General features: G+C 75.7%; 2 protein-coding genes. Both read left to right on the top strand.

The window, feature by feature from the left end; all coding sequences use genetic code 11:
* Nucleotides 1–179: 179 nt before the first annotated feature.
* Nucleotides 180–5,171 carry an amino acid adenylation domain-containing protein gene (locus ACFXDJ_RS20230; RefSeq protein WP_384650562.1) on the top strand — a complete coding sequence of 1,664 codons (4,992 nt, stop codon included), beginning with the start codon at nucleotides 180–182 and terminating at the stop codon, nucleotides 5,169–5,171.
* Nucleotides 5,168–22,432, top strand: a complete 17,265-nt coding sequence (locus ACFXDJ_RS20225; RefSeq protein WP_384650565.1) for an amino acid adenylation domain-containing protein — start codon at nucleotides 5,168–5,170, stop codon at nucleotides 22,430–22,432. The genes ACFXDJ_RS20230 and ACFXDJ_RS20225 overlap by 4 nt, the downstream gene beginning before the upstream one ends.
* Nucleotides 22,433–22,461 lie beyond the last annotated feature (29 nt).

Below are 22,461 nucleotides of genomic sequence, written 5' to 3'. Positions count from 1 at the left end.
CTGATCCGTCCCACCGCACCGCCGCGCCACGGCACCACCGCTCCGCCGTCCCACCCGCTCCGCCGCGCCACGGCGGGTCGTGCGCACACGGTCCCGGCACCCCGGCACCCGCGCGCACGGCCCGCCCGCACCCACCGCTTCCGGGGTTCGCCCGACGATCTCACTAGGAGTGCCACGCTATGTCCGAACCGCGGACGGGATGCTCGCCCGACGAGATCCCCCTCACCCACCACCTCGTCGCCCGTCAGGCGCACAGGACCCCGGGAGCGGTCGCCGTCGTCGACGGCCGGCGCAGCATCGGCTACGCGGAACTCGACCGCTCGGCCAACCAGCTCGCCCACCACCTGCGCGCCCTGGGCGCCGGCCCCGACGTGCCCGTCGCCGTCTGCCTCCCGCGCGGCCACGAGCTGGTCACCGCCCTGCTCGCGGTCTGGAAGGCCGGGGCCGCGTACGTACCCCTCGACCCGGAGCAGCCCCCGGCCCGACTGGCCTGGCTGGTCAAGGACACGGGCGCCGCCGTGGCCGTCACCTCGGCGGACGCGGCCGACGCCGTCCTCGCCGCCGGAGCCCGCCCCGTGGTCCCCGCCGAACTCGGCGAGACCCTGGCGGCCCTGCCCGCCGACGCGCCCGAGGCCGGCCCGGACCCCGCCAACGCCGCCTACGTCCTGCACACCTCCGGCTCCACCGGCCGCCCCAAGGGCGTGGTCGTCCCCCACGCCGGCATCGCCAACCGCGTCGCCTGGGCGGTGCGCAGCCTCGCCCTCACCCCCGCCGACCGCGTCCTACAGAAGACCGCGCCGACGTTCGACGCGCACTGCTGGGAGATCTTCGCCCCCCTGACCTGCGGCGCCTCCGTCTTCATCGCCCCCGCGGGCGCCGAGCGCGACCCGGCCGCCCTGGTCCGCGCCCTCGGCGACAGCGCGGCGACCGTCCTCCAGGTCGTCCCCTCCGTCCTGCGGATGCTGGTCGAGGAGAGCGGCTGGGAGCGCTGCGCCTCCCTGCGCGCCGTCACCTGCGCCGGCGAGCCGCTGCACGCCGAACTCGCCCAGCGGCTGCGGGAGCTGTCCCGCGCCGAACTGTGGAACACCTACGGTCCCACCGAGGCCTCCATCGACGTCGCCGCCCACCGCTTCGACCCGGCACAGACCTCCGGCCTCGTCCCCATCGGCCGCCCCATCGACGGCATCCGGCTGCTCGTCACCGACCCCGCCGGCGCCCCCGTCGGCGCGGGCACCCCCGGCGAGCTGCACATCGGCGGCACCGGCGTCGCCCGCGGCTACGCCGGACGGCCCGGCCTGACCGGCGACCGCTTCGTCCCCGACCCCTACGCCAAGGACGGCTCCCGCGTCTACCGCACCGGCGACCGGGTGCGCTGGCGGGCCGACGGCGTCTTGGAGTTCCTCGGCCGCCTCGACGACCAGGTCAAGATCAACGGTGTGCGCATCGAGCCGGGCGAGATCGAGGCCCACCTTGCCGCGCACCCGGCCGTGGCCGGCGCCGTGGTCACCGCGTACGCCCTGCCCGACGGCGCGAAGCGGCTCGCCGGCTACGTCCGCCTGCGCGACGGCCAGACCCTTCCGGACCTGCGCGGCTTCCTCCAGGAGCGACTGCCCGCCACCCACGTCCCCGGCGTGTTCGTCGAGCTCGCCTCCTTCCCGCTCACCACCAGCGGCAAGGTCGACCGGCGCGCGCTGCCCGCTCCCGGCACCACGGCCGACACCGGCGCCACCCGCCACCGCCCGCCCGCCACCGCCGCCGAACGGCTCGTCGCCGGCGTCTGGCAGGAGATCCTGAAGGTCGACTCGGTGAGCCTGGACGACGACTTCTTCTGGCTCGGCGGCACCTCCCTCCAGCTGACCCGCCTCGCCTCCCGGCTGCGCGCCGCCTCCGGCCGCGAGATCCAACTCCGCAGGCTCTTCGTGGAGACCACCCTCGCCGGACAGGCCGCGCTGCTCGACCCCGCGGACGAGCCCGGCCCGCGCCCCGTCCCGCGCACCGCGCCCCTGCCGCTCTCCTACGGCCAGCGCGGCATGTGGTTCCTCGACCGCATCGCCCCCCAGGGCCCCGACTGGGTCTCCTGGGTCCAGCTCGACGTGCCCGCCGAGGCCGGCCGGGACACCGTCCAGCGGGTCGTCGACGCCCTGACCGCCCGTCACGAGTCCCTGCGGACCCGCTACGTCGAGACCGGCGGCGAACCCCTCCAGATCACCGACCCGGCCGTCCGCGTCGAGGTCCGTACCGCCTGCGCGGCCCCCGGCGAAACCGGAGCCCTGCTCACCGCCGACCGCGCCCACGGCTTCGACCTGGAACACGGCCCGCTGCTGCGCGCCCTGCTGGTCCGCGCCGACGACGGCAGCCAGGTCCTCGGCCTGGCCATGCACCACATCACCACCGACGGCTGGTCCAGCGGCATCCTGGAGCGCGAGTTCGCCCTGCTGACCGAGGCCGCGCTGCGCGGCGCCGGCCCGCTCGACTCCGTCCTGCCCGCCCTCCCCGTCCAGTACGCCGACTACGCGGTCTGGCAGCGCGGCCGCCTCACCGAGGCCGTCCTCGCCCCGGCACTGGCGCACTGGCGCACCGAGCTGGCCGGAGCGCCGGAACTGGCCCTGCCCGCCGACCGGCCCCGCCCCGCGGTCCGCGACGGCAAGGGCGCGGCCGCCCTCTTCGGTGTTCCGGCCGAGGTCGTCGACGGGCTCACCGCCCTGGGCAAGCGCCACGGCGCCACCCCGTTCATGACCCTGCTGACCGCGTACGCGACCGTACTCGCCCGCCACAGCGGCCAGTGGGACCTCTCCATCGGCACCCCGGTGGCCGGCCGCGGCCTGCCCGAACTCGAAGGGGTCGTCGGCTTCTTCCTCAACAGCCTCGTGCTCCGCTGCCGGCTCGACGGCTCCCGGACCTTCGCCGAGGCCCTGGACACCGTGGTCGCCACCGCCAAGGACGCCTTCGCCCAGCCCGAGCTGCCCTTCGAACGCCTCGTGGAGGAGCTCGTACCCGACCGCGACCTCTCGCGAACCCCGCTCTACCAGGTCGCCTTCGACCTGCACGGGGCCGAGTTCAACGGCCGCGTCGAGGACGAGCAGGACCGCGCCGACCTGCGGGACGCCTGGCGGACCGCCCACACCGACCTCACTCTGATGATGCGCCCGGGCCCCGACGGCTCCTTCTTCGGCGCCTTCGAGTACGCCACCTCCCTCTTCGACGCCGCCACCGCCGAACGCCTGGCCGGACACTTCACCCGGGTCCTCGCCGCCGTGGCCGCCGACCCCGGAGTCCGCCTGGACGCGCTGGAGCTCGCCGGCCCCGAGGAGCGCGCCGAGGTCGCCGCCCGGAGCGCCGCCCCCGCCCTGCCCGCCGGCCCGGCCGTTCCCGAGCTGGTCGCCGCCCAGGCCGCCCGCACCCCCGGCGCGACCGCCGTACGCGGCGACGGCTTCAGCCTCACCTACGCCGAACTGGACGCCCGCGCCAACCGGATCGCCCACCACCTGCGGTCGCTGGGCATCCGCCCCGAGACGGTCGTCGGGGTCCTGCTCGACCGCGGCCCCGACCTGCACGCCGCGATGCTGGGCGTCTGGCGGGCCGGAGCCGCGTACGTCCCGCTCGACCCGGCGTTCCCCGCCGGACGCGTCGAGGCGATGCTCGACGCGGCGGGTGCCCGTACGGTCCTGACCCGCGGCGGGTACACCGAGCGCTTCGCGGACGGCGGCCGCACCGTAGTCGACCTCGAAGACCCCGACGGCCGCATCGCCGGCGCCCCCGCCGCGGACCCGGCCGTCCCCGCCGACCAGGACCGGCTGGCGTACGTCATCTTCACCTCCGGCTCGACCGGCACCCCCAAGGGCGTCGGCGTCCCGCACCGGGGCCTGGCCCACCACCTCGCCTGGGCCGCCGACGCACTGGCCGGGGCCGGCGAAGGCGGCAGCGCCGTCTTCTCCTCGGTCGCCTTCGACCTGGTCGTACCCAACCTGTGGGCCCCGCTGACCCGCGGGCAGAGCGTGCACCTGCTGCCCCCGGACCTCGACCTGTCCGAACTGGGCAAGCGCCTCGCCGACGGCGGACCGTACAGCTTCCTCAAGCTGACCCCCGGTCACCTGGAGATCCTCGGCCACCAGCTCGGCGACGAACAGGCCGCCGCCCTCGCCGCGGTCGTCGTCGTCGCGGGCGAGGCCCTCCAGGGCTCCCTCGCCGACCACTGGGCGCGCCTGCTGGGCCCCGGCGGACTCGTCAACGAGTACGGGCCGACCGAGGCCTCCGTCGGCACCTGCGTCCACCCGCTGACCGCCCCGGTCGCCGAAGGCGTCGTCCCGATCGGCTCCCCGCTGCCCGGCATGGTGATGCGGGTCCTCGACCCGAACCTGCGCGAGGTCCCGCTCGGCGCCACCGGTGAACTGCACGTCGGCGGCACCGGCGTGGCCCGCGGCTACCTCGGCCGCCCCGGACTCACCGCCGACCGGTTCCTGCCCGACCCGTACGGGCCCGCCGGCGCCCGCCTCTACCGCACCGGCGACCTGGTGCGCCGACTGCCCGGCGGCGCCGTCGACTTCCTCGGCCGCGGCGACGACCAGGTCAAGATCCGCGGCCACCGCATCGAGCTCGGCGAGATCCGCACCGTCCTCGCCGGACACCCCGGGCTGCGCGACGCGGTCGTCGTCACCCACCGCACGGCCTCCGGCGAACTCGCCCTGGCCGGCTACACGGTCGCCGCGGGCGGCCCGGCACCGACCGAGGAGGAGCTCCGGGCCCACTGCGCCCGCTGGCTCCCGGACTACATGATCCCGCCGGTCCTCGTACCCGTACCTGCGCTCCCGCTGAACGCGAACGGCAAGCTCGACCGGGCGGCCCTGCCCGACCCGGCGGCCGCCCCCGAGGCCGGCCCGGCGGGCCCGGCCGCCCCCCTGACCCTCGCCGAGCAGCGCATCGCCGAGATCTGGCACGGGGTCCTGGGCCGGGAGGTCACGGCGCACGACCACTTCTTCCGCAGCGGCGGCAACTCCATCCTCGCCATCCGCCTGATCGCCGAACTCCAGGACGAGTTCGACATCCACCTGCCCGTCCGCACGGTCTTCGAGCAGCCGACCGTCGCGGGCCAGGCCCGCGCGGTCGAGGACGCCATACGCGCCGAGATCGACGCGCTCGCCGACCAGCTTTCCGACGAGGAGCAGCACGCATGAGCATCGACCACAGCGCACAGCCGGCCCTCCCGGCCGCCGACGCCCGTGAAGAGCTGCTGCGCCGCCGGCTCGCCGGACGCACCGGCGCCGGCCGGCGCCGCCCCGCCATCCCCGCCGCCGACCGCTCGGCGCCCCTGCGGCTCTCCCACGGCCAGCAGCAGATGTGGTTCCTGGGCCGGCTGGAGCCCGAGAGCACCGAGTACCTCGTCCCGCTCGTCCTGCGCCTGCGCGGCGCCCTGGACACCGGCGCCCTGGAACGCGCCTTCGACGAGGTGTGCGCCCGCCACGAGATCCTGCGCACCCGCTACGCCATGGACGGCGCCGAGCCCGTCCAGATCGTCGAGGCCGCCCGCCCCGCCGGCCTCGCCCTCACCGACCTGCGCCACCCCGCCGACGGCGGCCCCGAGGGCCGCGAGCGGGCCGCCCGCGAAGCCCTCGCCCGCGAACTGGCCACGCCCTTCGACCTCACCCACGACCTGCCGGTGCGCGCCACCCTGCTGCGCCTCGCCGAGGACGACCACGTCCTGGCCCTCGTCTTCCACCACATCGCCTGCGACGCCTGGTCCACCCAGGTCTTCGCCGGGGAACTCTCCACCCTCTACGCCGCCCACGCCCAGGGCCGCGAAACCCGGCTGCCCGTCCCCGCCCTCCAGTACGCGGACTTCGCCGCATGGCAGCGCGCCGAACTCACCGGCGCCCGCCTGGAGCGCCAGCTCGACTACTGGCGCGGCGCCCTCGCCGGCATCGAGCCCGTGGAACTCCCCACCGACCGGCCCCGGCCCGCCGTGCGCGACCACCGGGGCGCCGAGGTGCCGTGCCCCCTCCCGGACGGCCTCGACGGGCGGGTGCGCGCCCTGGCCCTCGCCCACGACACCACCCCGTTCTCGGTGTTCCTCACCGCCTTCCAGCTCCTGGTGTCCCGCTGGACCGGGCGCACCGACGTCCCCGTGGGCACCGTGGTCTCCGGGCGCACCCGGCCCGAACTCCAGCAGCTCATCGGCTACGGCATCAACAGCCTCGTCCTGCGCGCCCGTTGGAGTGACGGAGACACCTTCGCGGAACTCCTCGGCCGGGCCCGCACCACCGTGCTCGACGCCTTCGACCACCAGGACGTCCCCTTCGCCCGCCTGGTCGACGAGCTCCAGCCGCGGCGCGACATGTCCCGCACCCCGCTCTACCAGGTCGGCTTCACCCTCCACGAGCAGCGCTACGAGGCCTTCGACCTGCCCGGCCTGCGCGTCGAGCCCTTCCTGGACAGCGACGGCGTCTCCAAGAACGAACTCTCGCTGCGCGTCCTGGAGCGCCCCGACGGCGGCTTCGAGGCCCAGCTCCAGTACGCCACCGCCCTGTTCGACCAGGACACCGTCCGCCGCATGGCCCGCCACCTCGCCCTCCTGCTCGAAGACGCCGTCGACCGGCCGGACGCCCCCGTGGAGAGCCTGCGGATCCTGGACGGGGCCGAGCGGGCAATAGCCACCGGAGCCCCGGCCGGACACCGCCCCGAGGAGCCCGTCACCGCCTGCCCGCACGAGCTGTTCGAGCGGCAGGCCGCCCGGACCCCGGACGCCACCGCGGTCGTCGCCGGCCCGGACACCCTCACCTACCGCGAGCTCAACGAACGGGCGAACCGCATCGCCCACCACCTCCGCGGCCTGGGCGCCGGACCCGAACAGCTGGTCGGCCTCTGCCTGGAGCGCGGCCCGCTGCTGCTCCCCGCCCTCCTCGGCATCCTCAAGTCCGGCGCCGGCTACCTGCCCCTGGACCCGGCCAACCCCGCCGACCGGCTCTCCTACGTGGTCCGCGACGCGGGCGCCCGCCTGGTCCTCACCAGCACCGCGCTGGCCCCCGTACTCGACGGCGTGCACGACGGCCCCCTGGTGGTCCTCGACGGCGCCGACGCCCCGGCCGTCGCCGCCGCCCCCGCAGAGAACCCGGCGCCCGCCGCGACCCCGGACAACCTCATCTACACCATCTACACCTCCGGTTCGACCGGCCGCCCCAAGGGCGTCGCGCTCAGCCACGCCAACGTCGCGCGCCTGATGAGCACCGCCCAGGAGCACTACGGCTTCGACGCGACCGACGTCTGGAGCATGTTCCACAGCTACGCCTTCGACGTCTCCGTCTTCGAGATGTGGGGCGCGCTGCTCCACGGCGGCGCCCTCGTCGTCGTCCCCCAGGACGTCACCCGCTCCCCGGACGAGTTCCTCACCCTGCTCGCCGACCGCGGGGTCACCGTCCTCAGCCAGACCCCCACCGCCTTCCGGGCCCTGGTCACCGCCGCCGCCGACGGCGACCCGCGCCTCGACCGCCTCGCCCTGCGGCACGTCGTCTTCGCCGGGGAGAAGCTGGAGACCGCCGAACTGCGCGCCTGGACCGACCGCATGGGCCTGGACGCCCCCGCGCTGGTCAACATGTACGGGATCACCGAGACCACCGTGCACTCCACCTTCCACCGCGTCGGCGCCGAGGACCTCGACCGCCACGCGCCCAACCGCGTCGGCCACCCCCTCTCCGACCTCCGCATCCGCCTCCTCGACCGCGGCGGCCGCCTCGTGCCGCTGGGCGTGCCCGGCGAGATCCACGTGGCCGGACCTGGCGTCGCCCGCGGCTACCTGGGCCGCCCCGCGCTGACCGCCGAACGCTTCGTACCCGACCCGTACGGTCCGGCCGGATCCCGCATGTACCGCTCCGGGGACCTGGCCCGCCGCAGGCCGGACGGCAGCCTGGAGTTCCTCGGCCGCATCGACCACCAGGTCAAGATCCGGGGCTACCGCATCGAGCTCGGCGAGATCGAATCGGCACTGGCCGCCCTGGACGGCGTCCGCCAGGCCGTGGTCGTCGTCCGCGAGGACACCCCCGGCGACCGCCGCCTCACCGGGTACTTCGTCGCGGACGCCGCCCGCGCGACCGACGCCGCCCGCGCGACCGACGCCGCCCGCGCGACCGACGCCGCCCGCGCGACCGACACCGCCCGCGCGACCGACGCCGCCCGCGCGACCGACGCCCGTACGACCGACACCCGCGCCCTGCGCGCCGAACTGGCCCGCTCCCTGCCCGAGTACATGGTCCCCGCCGTCCTCGTCCCCCTCGACGCGATCCCGCTGACCACCAACGGCAAGCTCGACCAGCGCGCCCTGCCCGCCCCGGCCGACGCGGCCGCCGCCCCCGGCCTGGACGCCACCGCCCCCCGCACGCCCGTGGAGGAGCAGGTCGCCGCCGTCTGGACGCAAGTCCTCGGCACCGCCCGGCTCGGCGTCCACGCCGACTTCTTCGAGCTCGGCGGAGACTCCATCCGGGCCGTCGCCCTCGTCGGCGCCCTGCGCGCGGCCGGCTTCGACATCGCCGTCCGCGACGTCTTCGGCCACCGCACCGTCGCCCGCGTCGCCGAGCTCATCACCGGCCGCCCCGCCGCCCCCGCCGAGACCCGCGTACCGCCCTTCGCGCTGATCTCCGTCGAGGACCGGGCCCTGCTGCCCGCCGGCGCCACCGACGCCTACCCGCTCTCCCAGAACCAGCTCGGCATGCTCATCGAGATGCTGACCGGCGACGGCGGACGCAACCTCTACCACAACGTCTCCAGCTTCCGGATCCGCGACGAGCACCCGTACGCCCCGGCCGCGATGGCCGAGGCCGCCCGGATCGTCACCGCGCGCCACGAGGTGCTGCGCACCTCCATGGACCTCTCCGGCTACGGGGTCCCGCTCCAGATCGTGCACGCCGCGGCCGAACTCCCCGTAGGCCACCAGGACCTCTCCGGCCTCGGCGCCGACGAGGTCAGGGCCGCGCTGCTGGCCCACACCGAGCGCGAGCGGGCCCGTCTCTTCGACCTGGCCACCCCGTCCCTGATGCGCTTCTTCGCCCACGCCACCGAGGACGGCGGCTGGTGGCTCTCGGTCACCGAATGCCACCCGCTGCTGGAGGGCTGGAGCCACCACTCGCTCCTGATGGAACTCCTCGGCGTCTACCGGGCGGTGCGCGACGGGCGCGAGCCCGAACCCGAGCCTTTCGAGGCGCCCGGCCTGCGGTTCGCCGACTTCATCGCCGGGGAACTGCGCTCCCTGGAATCGGCCGAGGACCGCGCCCACTGGGAAGAAGTCGTCACCTCCCACGCCCCGTTCACCCTCCCGGCCACCTGGCGCCCGGCGCCCGGCGAACCCGCCGGCACCCTCCAGGACGCCGCCGACTGGCGCGACCTGGAACCGGCCCTGCGCGCCCTGGCCGTCAAGGCCGGCGCCTCCCTCAAGAGCGTGCTGCTCGCCGCCCACCTCAGCGTCCTCGCCCGCCTCACCGACGAGGAGTCCTTCCACTCCGGCCTGGTCTGCGACGCCCGCCCCGAGGCCGTCGGAGCCGACCGGGTGTACGGCATGTACCTCAACACCCTGCCCTTCGCGATGGACCGCACCGCGGCCACCTGGCGCGAGCTGGTCCGCCAGGTCTTCGACCGCGAGGCCGCACTGTGGGCCCACCGCCGCTTCCCGCTCCCGGCGATCCAGAGCGCCTGGGGAGGTGGCGGCCGGCTGCTCGACGTGTACTTCAACTACCAGGACTTCCGGCAGGTCGACGCCGCGACGATCGACCACGCGGAAGGCCTGGACGACAGCCCCACCGAGTTCCCCCTCACCGTCTCCTCCCGGGCCGGGCACATCTTCGTGACCGCCTCCCGGCAGGCCCTGGACCGGGCCGCCGTGCACCGGCTCACCGCCCTGTACCGCGCCGTGCTGGAGTCCATGGCCGACGACCCCGACGGCGACGCCCGCGCCGCGCTCCTGCCCGCCGCCGAACGCGCCCTGCTGCTCGGCGACTGGGCCCACACCCCCGGCGACCCGGTCACCACCACCGTGCCCCGGCTCCTCGCGGAGCAGGCCGCCCGCACCCCCGGCGCCCCCGCCGTCGTCGCCGACGGGGCCACCCTGCGCCACGGCGAACTGCACGACCGGGCGGGCCGCGTCGCGCACGCCCTGCGCGGCCTGGGCGCCGGACCCGGGAGCGTCGTCGCCGTGCTCCTCGACCGCACCCCCGACCTGCTGCCCGCGCTGACCGGCGCCTGGCAGGCCGGCGCCGCCTACGTCCCGATGGACACCTCCTGGCCCGCCGAGCGGCTGCGCGCCGTCCTCTCCGACGCCGGATCCCCGGTCCTGGTCACCGACGCGGCCCACGCCCGGCTCGCCGCCGAAGTGACCGGGGGAGCCGTCCCCGTCCTCCTGGCCGACGGCGAACTGCCCCCGGGCCCCGCCGGATCCGCCCGCCTCGACCCGGACCCCGACGAGCTCGCCTACGTCATCTACACCTCCGGATCGACCGGCCGCCCCAAGGGCGTCCAGATCTCCCACCGCAGCCTCGCGGGATACCTAGCCTGGGCCGTGGAGGACTACCTCGCCACCGGGACCTCCCGGGACGCCCCGCTGTTCTCCTCCGTCGCCTTCGACCTCGTGGTCCCCACCCTCTACGCCCCCCTGCTGGCCGGCGGCGCGGTGCACCTGTTCGGCCCCGGCCGGGACCTGTCCGAACTGGGCGACTGGCTCGTCGCCCACGGCCCGTACGGCTTCGTCAAACTCACCCCCGGCCACCTGGAGATGCTCGGCCACCAGCTGGGCCATCAGCTGGGCGACGGCCGCGCCGAAGGCCTCGCCCCGGTGCTCGTCGTCGGCGGCGAGGCGCTCCTGACCCGCACCGCCGCCCACTGGTGCGACCTGCTCGGCGGCGGCCGCGTGGTCAACGAGTACGGCCCCACCGAGATCACCGTCGGCAACAGCGTCTTCGACGTCACCGCCGCACGCACCCCCGTCGGCGAGGTCGTACCGATCGGCCGCCCCGTCCCGGGAACCGCCCAGTACGTCCTGGACGCCCGGATGCAGCCCGTACCCACCGGCGTCACCGGCGAGCTCTACGTCGGCGGCCCCGGCCTGGCCCGCGGCTACGCCGGGCGGCCCGGGGCCACCGCCGACCGCTTCGTGCCCGACCCGTACGGGCCCGCCGGCGCCCGCCTCTACCGCACCGGCGACCTGGCCCGGGTACTCCCGGGCGGCGACGTCGAGTTCCTCGGCCGCGGCGACGACCAGGTCAAGGTCCGCGGCTACCGCATCGAACCCGCCGAGATCGACACCGTGCTGAGCGGCCACCCGGCCGTCGCGGAGGCCCGTACGGTGGTCCGCGAGGACACCCCGGGCGACCGCCGCCTGGTCGCCTACCTCGTTGCCACCGCCGCCTCCTCCGACGACCTCGCCCCGGAGGCCGTGGCCACCGAGGCCGTGGCCACCGAGGCCGTGGCCACCGAGGAGCTGGCCGCGCACTGCGCCGCCCTGCTGCCCGACTACATGGTCCCGGCCGCATTCGTCACCCTCGACCGGCTGCCCCTCACCGCCAACGGCAAGCTCGACCAGCGCGCCCTGCCCGCCCCCGCCCGGGCCGGCCGCGCCGCCTGGACCGCCCCGCGCACCGAGACCGAGGAGCGCGTCGCCGCCGTGTGGCGCACCGCCCTCGGCGCCGACCGCGTCGGCGTCCTGGACAGCTTCTTCGAGCTCGGCGGCGACTCCATCCGCGCCGTCGGCCTGGTCGGCGCCCTGCGCACCGCCGGGTACGACGTCACCGTGCGGGACGTCTTCGAGAGCCGTACCGTGGCCGCCCTGTGCGAGCGCATCACCGGCCGCCCGGCGCCCGCCGGACCGGCGCCGGCCGTCGCACCGTTCGCCCTGATCAGTGCCGCCGACGCGGCCGCCCTGCCCACCGGGCTCACCGACGCCTACCCGCTCTCCCAGAACCAGCTCGGCATGATCGTCGAGAGCATCGCCGGCGACGGCCGCAACCCCTACCACGACCTCACCTCCTTCCTGCTGAAGGACGAACGGCCCTTCGACGCCGCCCTCTTCGCGCAGGCCCTGCGGGCCGTCACCGCCCGCCACGACATCCTGCGCACCTCCTTCGACCTCACCTCGTACACGGCGCCCCTCCAGCTGGTCCACGCCGAGCCCGCCGTCCCCTTCGCCCACACCGACCTGTCCGCCCTCGACGGGGACGGACGCCGCGCCGCCCTCGCGGCCTTCACCGCCGCCGAACGGTCCCTCCCCTTCGACCTGGCCTCCGCCGCGCCCCTGCTGCGCGTCCACGTCCACGTCCAGGGCCCGGACACCTGGCGCTGCTCCTTCACCAAGCACCACGCCGTGCTGGAGGGCTGGAGCTACCACACCCTGCTCGGCGAACTCGTCGAGTCCTACCGCGCCCTGTGCGCCGGCGAGCAGCCGCCCGCCACCCCGCCCGCCCTGCGCTACGCCGACGCCGTCGCCGCCGAACTCGCCGCGCTGGACTCGGCCGAGGACCGCGCCTACTGGGCCTCCGTCATCCAGGGCCGAGCCCCCTTCACCCTGCCCGCGGCCTGGTCCGCCACCGACGCCGCGGACGGCACCGACGGCACGGACCCAGCCCCGGTCGCCGCCGGCTGCTCCTACGCCGACCTCACCCCGCGGCTGCGCGCCCTCGCCGCCGAGGCCGGCGTCCCCCTCAAGAGCGTGCTGCTCGCCGCCCACCTGACGGTGCTCGCCCGCGTCACCGACGAGGCCGAGTTCTTCACCGGCCTGGTCGGCCACACCCGCCCCGAGACCCCCGGCGCCGACCGGCTGCTCGGCATGTACCTCAACACCCTGCCCTTCCCCCACGACACCGCCCAGCGCACCGCCGCCACCTGGGGCGACCTCGTACGGCTGGTGTTCGCCCGGGAGACCGAGGCCTGGCCGCACCGCACGTACCCGATGCCCGCGCTCCAGAGCGAGTGGGGCGGCGGCCGCCGCCTCGTCGACGTGCTCTTCAGCCACCTCGACTTCGGGGCGGCCGGCCACGACAGCGCCGAGGACGAGGGCAACGGCATCAACAGCAGCTCCACCGAGTTCTCCCTCTGGGTCACCACCCTCGACGGGGTCGTCAGCCTGCGCTCGGACACCCGCACCCTGACCCAGGACCACGCGGACCTGCTGGCCGCCATGTACCGCTCCGTCCTGGAGACGATGGCCACCACCGGAGCCGGCGGCCCCGCCCTGGAAGGCCACCACCTGCCGCCCGCCGAGCACCGGCTCGCCGTCTCCGCATCCGGGAGCGCCCCCGAGGCGCCCGCCCCGCTCACCACCGTCCACGGAGAGTTCGAGGCGCGCGCGGCCGAGACCCCGGACGCCGTCGCCGTCACCGCGGACGGCGCCGACCTCAGCTACGCCGAACTCGACGCCCGGGCCACCGCGGTCGCCCAGGCGCTCACCGCCGCCGGGGTCGAGCCCGGCGCGGTCGTCGGCGTCCGCCTGGAACGCTCCGCCGCGCTGGTCTGCGTACTCCTCGGCGTCCTCAAGGCGGGCGCCGCCTACCTGCCCCTGGACCCCGGGTACCCGGCCGAACGGCTGGCCTTCATGGCCCAGGACGCCCGGGCCGCCGCACTGGTGACCACCGGGGACCAGGCCGGCCCGCTGCCCGGCTGGTCCGGACCCACCCTGTACGCGGACGACCTGTACGCGGACACCCTGCCCGCCGCCGCGGCCGGCCGCCCCGGCGCCCCCGCGAGCCCCGAGCACCTGGCGTACGTGATGTACACCTCCGGCTCGACCGGCACGCCCAAGGGCGTCGCCGTCCCGCACCGCGCGGTCGTCCGCCTCGTCCGCGAGGCCCCCGGCCTGGAGCTCGACGCGGCCACCCGGTTCGCGCACGCCGGCTCCATCTCCTTCGACGCGGCCACCCTCGAACTGTGGGGTCCGCTGCTCAACGGCGGCCGCACCGTCGTCCTCGCCCGCGAGACCGTGCTGGAACCGCGGGCCCTGGCCGGCGCCCTGCGCGCCCACGGCGTCACCCACCTGTGGCAGACCGCCTCGCTGTTCAACCACACCGTCGCCACCGTGCCGGACGCCGTCGCCGGCGTCGGCACGGTCCTGATCGGCGGCGAGGCCCTCGACCCGGTCACCGTCCGCACCGTCCTCGCGCACGGCGCACCGGGCCGCCTCCTCAACGGCTACGGCCCCACCGAGAACACCACCTTCTCCACCACCCACCACATCGCGGAACTCGCCCCGCACACCGTGTCGGTGCCGATCGGCAGACCGATCCCGCGCAGCACCGCCCACGTGGCCGACGCCTGGCTGCGGCCCGTGGGCCGCGGCGTCCCGGGCGAACTGCTCGTCGGCGGCGCGGGCCTGGCCCACGGCTACCTGGGCCGCCCGGCCCTGACCGCCGACCGCTTCCTGCCCGACCCCTTCGGCCCGCCCGGATCGCGGCTCTACCGCACCGGCGACATGGTCCGAAGACTCCCCGACGGCACCCTGGAGTACCTGGGCCGCGCCGACGGCCAGATCAAGCTCCGGGGCTACCGCATCGAGCTCGGCGAGATCGAGACCCGCCTCGCCGCCCACGAGGGCGTCGCCCGGGCCCGCGTCGTCCTGCGCGAGGACACCCCGGGGGAGCGGCGACTGGTCGCGTACGCGGTACCGGCGGCGGACCGGCTGCCCCGCCCGGCCGAACTGCGCGCCCACCTCGCCCGCGAACTGCCCGACCACATGATCCCGGCGGCCTTCGTGGCCCTGGAGCGCATCCCGCTCACCGCAAACGGCAAGCTCGACCACCGGGCGCTGCCCGCCCCGGCCGCGTCCGACCGGGCCGCCGGCGGCGCGGGCGCCACCGCCGCGCGCACCCCCGTAGAGGCCCGGCTCACCGAGATATGGGCCCAGGTCCTGGCCCTCGACCCCGAACTCGCCGGCGTCGAGGACAGCTTCTTCGACGTGGGCGGCGACTCCATCCGCGCCGTCGCCCTGGTCGGCGCCGTCCGCGCCGCCGGGTTCGACGTGTCCGTACGGGACCTCTTCGAGCGGCGCACCGTCGCCGGCCTCGCCGAGCTGATCACCGGCCGTTCCGCCCCCGCCGCCCCCGACGGCCACGTCGCCCCCTTCGCACTGCTGTCCCCGGCCGACCGGGACGCCCTGCCCGCCGGCCTCGACGACGCCTACCCGCTCACCCAGGTACAGACCGGCATGCTCGTCGAGATGCTGGCCGGCGAAGTCCCCGGCCGGAGCGGCGCGGCCTACCACCACGCGGCCGCCTACCGGGTCAGGGACCGGGCCCCCTTCGACGGACCGGCCCTGCGCCGCGCCGTCGCCACCGTCGCTGCCCGGCACGAGGTCCTGCGCACCTCCTTCGACCTGACCCGCTGCTCCGTCCCCGTCCAACTGGTGCACACCGAGGCCCCGGTCGAGGTCGCCCTGCACGACCTGCGCGGACTCGCGGAGCCGGAGCGCGAGCGGGCGCTCGGGGAGTTCCTCGCCGCCGAACGCGCCGCCGTCTTCGACGTCGACGCCGGCCGGCCGCTGTGGCGGGCCGCCGCCCACACCGGGGACGACGGCTGGTGGCTGGTCCTGACCCAGTCCCACGCCATCACCGAGGGCTGGAGCCAGCACTCGATGCTGATGGAGCTCATCGGCGTCTACCAGGAGCTGTGCGAAGGCTCCCGGCCCGACACCCGGCCGGCGGACGGCGTCCGCTTCGCCGACACCGTCGCCGCCGAACTGGCCTCGCTGGCCTCGGAGGAGGACCGCGCCTTCTGGCGGGAGACCGTGACCGGCCAGGCACCCCTGGCCCTGCCGGCCGCCTGGCGGGCCGCCGCCGACGCACCCGACGAGGACTACGACCTGTCCGTACCGCTGCGCGACCTGGAACCGCGCCTGCGCACCCTGGCCTCGGCCTGCGGCGCCTCCCTCAAGAGCGTCCTGCTCGCCGCCCACCTCACCGTCCTCGCCCGCCTCACCGACGAGGAGTCCTTCCACACCGGGCTGGTCTGCGACACCCGCCCCGAGGTCGTCGGCGCCGACCGGGTCTACGGCATGTACGTCAACACCCTGCCGTTCCCGCACCGGCGCACCGCGGCCACCTGGCGCGAACTGATCCGGGAGGTCTTCGCCCGCGAGGCGCGGATGTGGCCCCACCGGCGCTTCCCCCTCCCGGAGATCCAGCGGGAGGCCGGCGGGGAGCGCGTCATCGACGTGATCTTCAACTACCAGAACTTCCACGTGGTCGACGGGGCCACCGTGGACCTCGCCACCACCAAGGGCTCCGGCGCCACCGAGTTCGCGCTGGAGGTCAACACCTCGGGCCAGGGCCTCACCCTCAAGACCAGCACCGCCGTCCTCTCCCGCGACCGCGGCGCGGCCCTCGCCGAGATGTACCGCACGGCCCTGGAACACATGGCCGCCGACCCCGACGGCGACGCACGGGCCGCCCTGCTGCCGCACGGCGACGAACACCGCCTCGCCGAGTGGAACCGCACCTCCGCCGACCCCGTGTGGTCGGCCCCGGAACTCCTCTTCCAGGAGTACGCGGCCTTCCGCCCCGGCCGGATCGCGCTCAGCACCGACGAGGGCGCGCAGTTCACCTACGAGCGGCTCAATGCCCGCGCCAACCGCCTCGCCCACCGGCTGCGCGGCCTCGGTGTCGGCCCCGACACGGTCGTCGGCATCCTGGCCGAGCGCTCCCCGCGCACCGTCCTGGCCGTCCTGGCCGTCCTCAAGGCGGGCGGCGGCTACCTGCCGCTCGACCCCGCGTACCCCGCCGAGCGGCTCGCCTTCCTCGTCGCGGACGCCGGAGTACGGCTCCTGCTCACCGACGGGGAGCCCGCCGCCGCCCACGGGGACTTCCCGACGGCCGTCTCCCTCGACGGCATCCTGGACGAGGAGCCGGCCGCCCCCTGGGCCGGGCTGCCCGAGACCGATCCGGAGCCGCTCGCCGACGGCGACAACCTGGCGTACGTCATCTACACCTCCGGTTCCACCGGCCGCCCCAAGGGAGTCCTGGTGCACCGCCGGGGCATGGGCAACCACCTCCTCGCCAAGATCGAGGACCTCGCGCTCACCGCACAGGACACCGTGGTCCACAACGCCCCGCTCGCCTTCGACATCTCCGTGTGGCAGATGCTGGCCGCGCTCGCCTCGGGCGGCCGCGTCCACGTGGAGGACCGCGACACGGCGGCGGACCCCCTGGAGCTCTTCCCGCGCACCGCCGCCGAACGGGCCACCGTCCTGGAGGTCGTCCCCTCCCTGCTGCGGGCCGCGCTCGACGCCTGGGACGCGGGCGTACTCACCCTCGAACTGCCCTACCTGCGCTGGATGGTCGTCACCGGCGAGGCCCTGCCGCCGGACCTCGCCCGCCGCTGGTTCGACCGCTTCCCCGGCATCCCGATGGTCAACGCCTACGGGCCCACCGAATGCTCCGACGACGTCACGCACGCCCTCATCGGCGCCCGCGACCCCATCGGAGACCTGCGCGTCACCATCGGCCGCCCGGTCCGCAACACCCGCCTGCACGTCCTCGACGCCGACCTGCGGAAGGTCCCGGTGGGCGCGCCCGGCGAGCTCTGGGTGGCCGGCGACGGAGTCACCCGCGGCTACGGCGGCCGCCCCGCCCTGACCGCCGAGCGGTTCGTGCCCGACCCCTACGGCCCGCCCGGCACCCGGCTCTACCGCACCGGGGACGTGGCCGCCTGGAACGCCGACGGCAGCCTGGAGTTCCTCGGCCGCGTCGACCACCAGGTCAAGATCCGCGGCGTACGCATGGAACTCGGCGAGATCGAGGCCGTGCTCACCGAGCGGGCCGAGGTCTCCGCGGCCGCCGCCGTGGTCCGCGAGGACACCCCGGGCGTCCAGCGCCTGGTGGCCTACCTCGTGCCCGCCGCCGGAGCCGAGCTGCACCCGGCCGCCCTGCGCGCCGAACTCGGCACCTTCCTGCCCGCCGCGATGGTGCCCACCGCCCTCGTGGTCCTCGACGCCCTGCCGCTCACCGCCAACGGCAAGATCGACCGCAAGGGCCTGCCGGCTCCGGCCGCGGGCCCTGACACCGCCGGCCCCAAGGCGGCCCCGAGCACCCCGGCCGAGACCGTGTTCGCCGAGGTCTGGGCCCGCGTCCTGGGCGTGGACACCCCGGGCACGGACGAGGACTTCTTCGAGCTCGGCGGCGACTCCATCCGGGCCGTGGCCCTCGTCGGCGCCCTGCGCGCCGCCGGCTACCGCGCCTCCGTACGCGAGGTGTTCACGCACCGGACCATCGCCGCGCTCGCCGCCCACGCCGGGCCGGCCGGGCCGCGGGACGTCGCCGGGACCGCGCCGTTCGCGCTCGTCACCGCCGCCGACCGGGCCGCGCTGCCCGCCGACGCGGCCGACGCGTACCCGCTGTCCCAGGTCCAGCTCGCCATGGTCGCCGAACAGCTCGGTGACGACACCGGCCGCGGCGCCTACCACACCGTCGTCTCGCTGCGGATCCACGACGACGGGCCGTTCGAAGCCGAGGCGCTGGCACGGGCCGTCCGGACCGTCACCGCCCGCCACGACGTCCTGCGCACCTCGGTCCGCATCACCGGCCACTCGGTGCCGCTCCAGATCGTCCACGCCGAAGCCGAAGTCCCGTTCACCGTGCACGACCTGCGCGGAGAGGACCGCCCCACGCTGGAGACGCGGTTCCGCGCCTTCGTCGCCGCCGAACGCACCCACCTCTTCGAGCTCGGCGACGCCCCGCTGCTGCGCGTCGCCGCGCACCGCGAGGACGAGCGGACCTGGTGGCTCACCTTCACCCAGTCCCACGTCATCCTGGAGGGCTGGAGCCAGCACACCCTCCAGATGGAACTCCTCGATGCCTACCGGGAGATCCGCGACACCGGGGACCCCGCCCCGTACACCGCGCCGCCCGTGCGCTTCGCCGACGTGATCGCGGGCGAGCTGGAATCCCTGGACTCGCCGGCCGACCGCGCCTTCTGGGAGCGGGTCGCCACCGGCCACTCCCCGCTGGTGCCGCCCGCGGAATGGGCCGGCGACCCCGCCCGCCCCCGCGAGCAGTACGGAGTGCGGATCCCGATCGACGACCTCGCCGAGGCCCTCCGCGCCCGCGCACTGGAGGCCGGCGTCCCCTTCAAGACGGTGGTCCTCGCCGCCCACCTGAAGGTGATGAGCCAGCTCACCGACGCCGCCGCCTTCCACACCGGGGTGGTCTTCCACACCCGGCCCGAGGCACCGGGCGCCGAGCGGCTGGTCGGCATGCTCCTCAACACCCTGCCGTTCCCGCACGACCGCACCGCCCGCACCTGGGGCGAGCTGCTGCGCCAGGTCTTCGCCCGGGAGACCGAGATCTGGGGCCACCGGCGCTACCCGCTGCCCGCCGTGCAGCGGGAGTGGGGCGGCGGCCGCCGGATGCTGGACGTCCACTTCAACTACGTGGACTTCCACCAGGTCGACGCCGCCCGGGTGGACGGCGCGGCCGGAGTCAGCGAGGCCCCCACCGAGTTCGGCCTCTCCGTACAGGTCCACGGCGACAGCCGGATCGGCCTGCACTCCGACACCCACCTCCTCGGCCGCGCCGACGCGGACCGGCTGGCCGGGATGTACCGCGCCGTACTGGAAGCCATGGCCGGCGGCCTCGGCGGGAACGCCCGTACGGTCCACCTGCCCGCCGGGGAGCGCGAGCGGCTGCTCGGCTCCGCCGCGAGCGGCCCGGCCGCCGAACCCGTCGACCGCACCCTCCACGAGCTGTTCGAGGCCCAGGCGGCGGCGACCCCCGACGCCGTCGCCGTCCGGGCCCACGACGGCTCCCTCACCTACCGCGACCTGAACGAGCGGGCCAACCGGCTCGCCCACCGGCTCCGGGCGCTGGGCGCCGGACCCGAACAGCTGGTCGGCGTCTGCCTGGAGCGCGGCCGCGACCTGATCCCCACCCTGCTGGGCATCCTCAAGTCCGGCGCGGCCTACCTGCCGCTGGACCCGGCCAACCCGGTGGAGCGGCTCGGCCACATCGTCGCGGATGCCGGGGCACGGCTGCTGGTCACCAGCCGGGAGCTCGCCCCGCTGCTCGACGACGTGTACGACGGCGTACGGATCCTCCCCGGGGACGCCGACGGCGAGCCCGCGCACGACCCGGCGCCGGTGTCCGTTCCGGAGAACCTCGTCTACGCGATCTACACCTCCGGCTCGACGGGCCGCCCCAAGGGCGTCGCGCTGACCCACGCCAACGTGGTCCGCCTGCTGACGACGGCCCAGGAGCACTACGCATTCGACCGGTCGGACGTCTGGAGCATGTCCCACTCCTACGCCTTCGACGTGTCCGTCTTCGAGATGTGGGGAGCCCTGCTGCACGGCGGCACGCTGGTCGTCGTGGACCGCGAGACCACCCGCTCGCCCGAGGAGTTCCTGGACCTCCTGGCCCGGGAGGAGGTCACCGTCCTCAGCCAGACCCCCACGGCCTTCCGGTCCCTGGTGTCCGCCGCCGCGGACGGCGACCCCCGCATCGGCCGGCTCGCCCTGCGGGCCGTGGTCCTCGCGGGCGAGAAGCTGGAGATCCCGGAACTGCGCCCGTGGGTGGAGCGCTGCGGCCTCGGCCGCACCGCCCTGGTCAACATGTACGGGATCACCGAGACCACCGTGCACTCCACCTACCACCGGCTCACCCGGCGGGACTTCGACGAGGGCGCCGGCAACGCCATCGGCCGCCCGCTGAGCGACCTGGCGATCCACCTGCTGGACCCGGCCGGCGACCTGGTCCCGATCGGCGTCCCCGGCGAGATCCACGTGGCGGGCCCCGGCGTCGCCCGGGGCTACCTCGGACGCCCCGCGCTGACCGCCGACCGCTTCGTGCCCGACCCCTACGGCCCGGCCGGATCCCGGCTCTACCGCAGCGGGGACCTGGCCCGCCGCAGGCCGGACGGCAGCCTGGAGTTCCTCGGCCGCATCGACCACCAGGTCAAGATCCGCGGCTACCGCGTGGAGCTCGGCGAGATCCAGTCCGCACTCCAGGAACACCCCCTGGTCCGCCAGGCGGTGGTGGTGGCCCGCGAGGACCGCCCGGGCGACGTCCGCCTGGCGGCCTACTGGGTCCCGGAGACCGGGGGAGGGGCCACGGACTCCGCCCCGGCGCTGGCCGCGCACTGCACGGCCCGGCTGCCGGAGTACATGGTCCCCGCCTCCTTCACCGCCCTCGACGCCCTCCCGCTGACCCCCAACGGCAAGCTGGACCAGCGGGCACTGCCCGTCCCCGACGCGGCCGCCACCGCGCGCGCCGTGGCGTACGAGGCCCCGCGCACCCCGGCGGAGAAGGTCCTCGCGGCCGTCTGGCGCCAGGTCCTGGGGACCGAACGGGTAGGCCGGGACGACGGGTTCTTCGCCCTCGGCGGGCACTCCGTCCTGGTGCCCCAGGTGATCGTCGGCGCCCGGGAGCACGGACTCGCCGTGAGCGCCGTCATGCTCTACCGGCACACCACGCTCGCCGCCCTGGCGGCCGCCGCCGCAGGGGAGTCCGCGACCGCCAACTCCGCGGCGGACGTACACCGCCCCGGCGGCCCGGCCCGCCTGATGGCCGAGCACGCCGTCCCCGGCGTCTCGCTGGCCGTCATCGAGGACGGCCGGATCGCCACCGCCGAGGCCCACGGCACCCTGCGGGCCGGCGGATCGCGCCCGGTCACCCCCGACACGGCCTTCCGGGTCGGCTCGGCGACCAAGTTCGTCACCGCCCTGGGCGTCCTGCGCCTCGTGGAGGACGGGCTCCTCGACCTCGACGAGGACGTCAACACCCGCCTCACGACCTGGCGGGTCCCCGGATCCGGGGCGGACCTGCCGGTCACCGCCCGCCTGCTCCTCGGTCACCGCTCCGGACTGACGGCGTACACCGGCGAGCCCCACGTACCGCTCTCCCGGCTGCTGCGGACCTCCGTCCGCCGGGAGTCCGTACCCGGCGAGGTCTTCCGCGCCGCCAACGCCAACTACGCCGTCCTGCAACAGCTGGTGCAGGACACCACCGGGGCACCGTTCGCCGAGGTGATGCGCGCCCTCGTCCTGGAGCCGCTCGCCATGGCGGGAACCGGCTACGGCCGGCTCCCCGGGAGCGCCGCCGCAGGTCACCACGACGGCGGACGGCCCGCGGCCGCCGGCCGTACGCGCACCGACACCGCGGCCGCCGGCATGTGGACCACCGCCACCGACCTCGCCCGGGCCCTGCTGGCCCTGCGCGATTCCCACCGGGGCCTGCCCGGGGCCCTGCTGAGCCCCGACACCGCCCGCCTCATGCTCACCGCGCACCCCGACACCCTCTACGGGCTCGGCACCCTCGTCGACACCACCGGCTCCGACACGGAGTACGGCCACGCGGGCACCGTCGCCGGCTACCACGCGGTCGCCACGGCCCGCCTCGCGCACGGCAGCGGACTGGTCGCACTGACCAACGCCGACACCGGACCGCAGGTCGTCAAGGCCCTCCTGGCCGAACCCGGCCGACAGGCCTGAACCCCCGTCAACCCAACCACTGTTGGAGG

It is taken from the genome of Streptomyces sp. NPDC059443 (assembly GCF_042750105.1).
In the GTDB taxonomy this organism is placed as follows: domain Bacteria; phylum Actinomycetota; class Actinomycetes; order Streptomycetales; family Streptomycetaceae; genus Streptomyces.
This window is presented reverse-complemented; position numbering and strand designations above follow the sequence as displayed.